Genomic DNA, 4,292 nt, shown 5'->3' with positions numbered 1-4,292 from the left:
CGCCTCAGAGCGGGCGTGGTAGTGCTCGGTGACCCGAATGATCGTTTCCACCACATTTGGGAAGCAGCCGCAACAGCGACCGCGCTTGCGCATGGCATGATAGACCTTGGCCGGCACGATGAGCTGCAGACGCGATTACCCGCGAGGGCAAGATCGCCATCGACGATTTCCGAGGCGAGAAACCAGTGCTGGTCGGACTGTATAGAGGCTTGCATTGCCCCTTTTGCAGGCGCCATATCGCCATACTTTCGCAGCTCACCCCAGCCCTCAATGCGAAGGGCATCGATAGCCTGACGGTGGTAAACACACCTGTCGAGCGGGCGCGCCTTTATCTCCGCTACCATCCGATGCTAGGCCTACTCGCGGCATCCGATCCGGAGCGGACTTCACACCGCGCCTTTGGGTTGCCGAATATGCCAATCACCGAAGACGAGAGCGCATGGCCGCAAAAGGTTTCGATGAGCGATGTGAAGTCGATACGGGTCGAATTGCCGGACGAGATGCCGGAACCGATGGACCCGTTTGCGGCGCTCGAATATCTGAACAAGAAAGACGGCTACGATATCACTGAAGCGGACCAACAGATGATGGCAACCGGCATAGGGCAGCTCGTCGGCCAGTTCCTGCTGGACCGCGATGGCGTCGTTCGCTGGGCCTCCAACGAGGTCCTCGATGGCGGCCTATTCGGCGCCCCGAACACTCGGGAGCTGATGTCGGCAGCGTCACAAATCGGAAGGTAAGGTCAAGCTCCGCTGCCCAAAGCAATTGGGTTTTATCCCACCGCCGGCTTGCCGAATATCAGCCCCAGGAATTCGCCCAGCCAGCGCTTCAGATGCATGTCCCAGATCAGCCGGCCGCCGAGATGGTCGCGGCCGGGCTGCGCGCCTGGCAGTTCGAAGCGGTGCGCGCCGCGCACCACCCAGCGCTGCATCATCGCCCGGGTCAGCTCGCCGTGGAACTGAATGCCCCAGGCATTGTCACCGTAGCGGAAGGCCTGGTTAGGATAAGTCTCGGCCGTCGCCAAGAGCGTCGCGTCCTTCGGCAGCGAAAACCCTTCGCGATGGAACTGGTAGACCATCTCCGGCCAATGCATCAGCTTCCTGCCGGCTTCCGTCGCCTTCAGCGGATACCAGCCGATCTCGACCAGCCCCTCGCCGTGACCTTCCACCTTGCCGCCGAGATGGTTGACCAGCATCTGCGCGCCCAGGCAAATGCCGAGCAATGGCCGGTTCTCCTTCAGCGGAATGTTGAGCCAGTTGGTCTCGCGGCGGACGAAATCGTCCTCGTCATTGGCACTCATCGGCCCGCCGAACACCACCGCGCCCGCATGGCCGTCCAGCGTGCCCGGCAATTCATCGCCGAGCGGCGGCCGGCGGATGTCGAGATCGAAACCTTCTTCCAGAAGCATATGGCCGACGCGGCCGGGGCTCGAACTCTCCTGATGCAGCACGATCAGGATCTTTGGTCTCGAACACGGTCTGGGAGGCATCGTGAGGCGGGACCCCGGCTATTCGTCGCCCTGACTATTCATCGCTTGAGGTTCCGCGTGCCCCCGGCGCCCGGGCCGCCGCCTTTTGGCGCGCCTCGACGCGGTCGCGCCGTTCGACGCCGATCAGCTCGGCGACGCGCCACACCGTGTTGTCCTCCAGCTCGTGCAGTTCGCCGTCGGCATAGACGATCTCCCACATCAGGCCGACGAAAGCCTTGCGCGCCTCGGCGTCGAGATGGCGTTTCAACACGCTGGTGAAAGCATAGAGGTCGATCGCCTCATTGTCGGCGCGCTCGCCGGCGGCCGCCAGCGCATCGAGCTCCTCGCCGCCGATCGAATAGGTCTGCGCCAGCACCGCCTTGAACCGTTCCCACTCGACGTCCTGGCGCACGCCGTCGGCGTTCATCACGTGATAGAGCAGCGCCGACGCGGCGACGCGCGGGTCGTCCGCGTTGGCGCGCGCGCCCGCTCCACCTGGCAGATCCCTCAAGAAGGACAAGACGCGTTCGAACATCACTTCATTCCCATAGCGCCGGGATCGCTCCCGGCCTCAAAACAAACGAAACCGGCGCGGCGCCTTTTCCGCCTCGTCCGGGTCGACGCCGGGGTCGTCGGGCAGCCTCGTCAGTTCCTCCGCCGGCTCCACCCCTTCAGCATCGTCAGGCACGGCGGCAAAGGCGGCGGCGGTGACCGGTTTGACCTGATCCGCATCGGACGCCGCCGACCCATCCGCCGAAACGGCGTCAAGCGTCTTTTCCTTCGCCGACTCCGGCGACACGGCGATCGCCGGCACGACGGTCTCCGCAGCCTCGTCATGGCTGTCGATGAGATGGCCGAGACGCTCCATCGGCGCCCGCCATTCGAAGGCGTCGAGCTTGCCGGTGACCGGCGACACCGGCACCCAGCGTTCGGAGATGACGCCGTCGGCGACCCAGGCAGGATCGCGCGGCGCCCTGACCGCCTTGGAGAGCAGCTGCCTGACCTTGCCCTGGTCGCCGGTCTCGGCCTCCTCGATGTCGGCCAAAAGCAGATAGGCGCCTTCGCGCCGGTCCATGCGGATCGCCGCATCCGCCTCGCGCCGGGCGGTGGCGAAGTCCTGCGCGTCGAGCGCCGCGCGGGCGACGGCCATCGACGACTCCGCATGGTTCTTCTTCAGGTCCTGCAGCTTCTTCGCCCGGTTCAGCCGGTCGCCGACGGCATCGCCAGGACGGGCATGAGTATAGAGCTCGGCGATTTCCGGGTGCGGCTCGGCCCGCCACGCCGTTTCGAGGATCCTGGAGCCCTTGCGCACATCGTTCTGCCGGAACAGCAGCTTGGCGGCGGCGACCGCCGCCGGTGCGAATTCCGGCACCAGTCTGTTGGCTTCGAGCGCCGCGGTCCTCGCCGCATTGGCGTCGCTGTCGATCAGCGCCTCAGCCTTGGCGGTGAGCAGCACGGCCCGGCGCCGGTTGGCGGCATCGCGTTCGATCTGCCGTGTCGACTTCTGCGCCTCGACCAGCTTCAGCGCGCCGTCCCAGTCGCCGCGCCCGGTCAGCTCCTCCAGCGTCGATTCGGCGGCCCACGCAAGCTGCGGCGCCACGGCCGCGGCGCGCCCGGCATAGTGCCTGGCGGCGTTGCGGTCGCCGAGGCGCTCGGCTTCCAGATAGAGGCCGCGCAGGCCGAGCAGCCGCATCTCGGGATCGTCGAGCATCGCCTCGAATTTTTCGCGCGCGCCTTCGTGATCACCTTCCAGCAGCGAGGCCTGCGCCTCCAGGAGATGGATCAGCGGCTCCTGGTCGGAGCGGATCAGCTTGGCCGCTTCCTTGGTCTTCTTGCGGGCCAGCGCGCCATCGCCGGCGCCGGCGGCGATCATGCCGGTCGACAGCGCCTGGTAGCCGCGGTCGCGGCGGCGCACCCGGAAATAGCGCGAGATGGTGTAAGGGCTGTTCCATAGCGACTTCACCAGCCACCACAGGATCATCACCGCGGCGACGACCGCGACCACCGCCACCGCCGCCACCATCAGGCTGACCTGATACTGATAGCCGTTGAAGGTGATCACCATGTCGCCGGGACGATCGGCCAGCCAGGCGAAGCCGAGCCCGAGCGCAAAGACGACGGCGAGGAAGATGAGGATGCGGATCATCTGGTCTCCCTCACGCCTTCATCGCGCCGGCAATCAGCGAATCGATCAGCTTTTCGACCTCGAGCCGCGCCTTCAGCTTGCCGGCAAAATCGGCGCCGGCCGACTTCACTGCCTCCGGCAACGTGTCATATTCACTGAGCGCCTTGGCATAGTCGCCCTGGTTGACCGCCACCTCCAAGCGCGCCACGGTCTCCGGCGCGCCCTTGCCTTCGACGGCGCCGATCGGCCGGACCTTGACCAGCGATTCGGCGCTCGACATCAGGTTCTGCAGGAAGCCTGCATTCTGGTCGACAGGCGTGGCGGCGGCGACCATCGCATTGGCGGCGGCATCGACCTCGGCGGCGATGTCCGTACGGGTCGAAACGCCCTTCTCGGCATAGGCGCGCAGCGTCGCGATCTCCGGCGCATCGGGCGCAATCGCCGCGAAAGTCTCGAGTTCGGCGGCGAACGGCGCCCCGCGATCGAGCGCCGACTTCAGCGCCGACGCCGCGATGGCCATCGCGATTTTGGGCTGCGAGGCCTGCGCCTCGACCTTGCCGGAGAGCTGCGACACCGACTGCTCCAGCGCCGCCAGCCGGCCGTCCTGCGCCTTCGCCGCCTCGCCGGCGGATTTCACCAATGCGTCCAGCCCGGCGAGCTTTTCATCGAGCGGCCCGAGATCGACCGGCGCCGCACTGC

General features: G+C 66.3%; 4 protein-coding genes and 2 pseudogenes. 1 reads left to right on the top strand and 5 read right to left on the bottom strand.

Features of this window, described 5'->3' with window-relative positions; translation table 11 throughout:
* Nucleotides 1-126: pseudogene (locus EOA33_RS25840) on the bottom strand ((2Fe-2S)-binding protein); the annotation flags it as partial.
* Between the two features lie 8 nt (nt 127-134).
* Here EOA33_RS25840 and EOA33_RS25835 point away from each other — a divergent pair.
* Complete coding sequence (locus tag EOA33_RS25835; RefSeq protein WP_127406924.1) at nt 135-740, top strand: peroxiredoxin-like family protein; 606 nt, start codon at nt 135-137, stop codon at nt 738-740.
* Nucleotides 741-772: 32 nt separating this feature from the next.
* Here the strand turns inward: EOA33_RS25835 and EOA33_RS25830 are convergent, their stop codons facing one another.
* The 4 genes and pseudogenes from EOA33_RS25830 to EOA33_RS25815 form a co-directional block, all read right to left on the bottom strand.
* The gene (locus tag EOA33_RS25830; RefSeq protein ID WP_126057521.1) at nt 773-1,489 is read right to left on the bottom strand and encodes a glutamine amidotransferase; all 717 of its coding nucleotides are present in this window, start codon (nt 1,487-1,489) and stop codon (nt 773-775) included.
* 34 nt (nt 1,490-1,523) lie between these two features.
* Nucleotides 1,524-2,003, bottom strand: a complete 480-nt coding sequence (locus EOA33_RS25825; protein WP_126057520.1) for a TerB family tellurite resistance protein — start codon at nt 2,001-2,003, stop codon at nt 1,524-1,526.
* Nucleotides 2,004-2,039: 36 nt separating this feature from the next.
* Complete coding sequence (locus EOA33_RS25820; RefSeq protein WP_127406923.1) at nt 2,040-3,614, bottom strand: heme biosynthesis protein HemY; 1,575 nt, start codon at nt 3,612-3,614, stop codon at nt 2,040-2,042.
* A gap of 10 nt (nt 3,615-3,624) precedes the next feature.
* Nucleotides 3,625-4,292 (bottom strand): annotated as a pseudogene (locus EOA33_RS25815) (phage tail protein); the annotation flags it as partial.

It is taken from the genome of Mesorhizobium sp. M4A.F.Ca.ET.050.02.1.1 (assembly GCF_003997725.1).
Classification (GTDB): domain Bacteria; phylum Pseudomonadota; class Alphaproteobacteria; order Rhizobiales; family Rhizobiaceae; genus Mesorhizobium.
Note: the sequence above shows the minus strand (reverse complement) of the source record. Positions and strands in the feature narration are given on the sequence as shown.

Bases quoted from the DNA above. Each gene is read 5' to 3' on its own strand.
- EOA33_RS25830 (WP_126057521.1), bottom strand. From the start codon at position 1,489: ATGCCTCCCAGACCGTGTTCGAGACCAAAGATCCTGATCGTGCTGCAT.
- EOA33_RS25820 (WP_127406923.1), bottom strand. From the start codon at position 3,614: ATGATCCGCATCCTCATCTTCCTCGCCGTCGTCTTTGCGCTCGGGCTC.
- EOA33_RS25825 (WP_126057520.1), bottom strand. From the start codon at position 2,003: ATGTTCGAACGCGTCTTGTCCTTCTTGAGGGATCTGCCAGGTGGAGCG.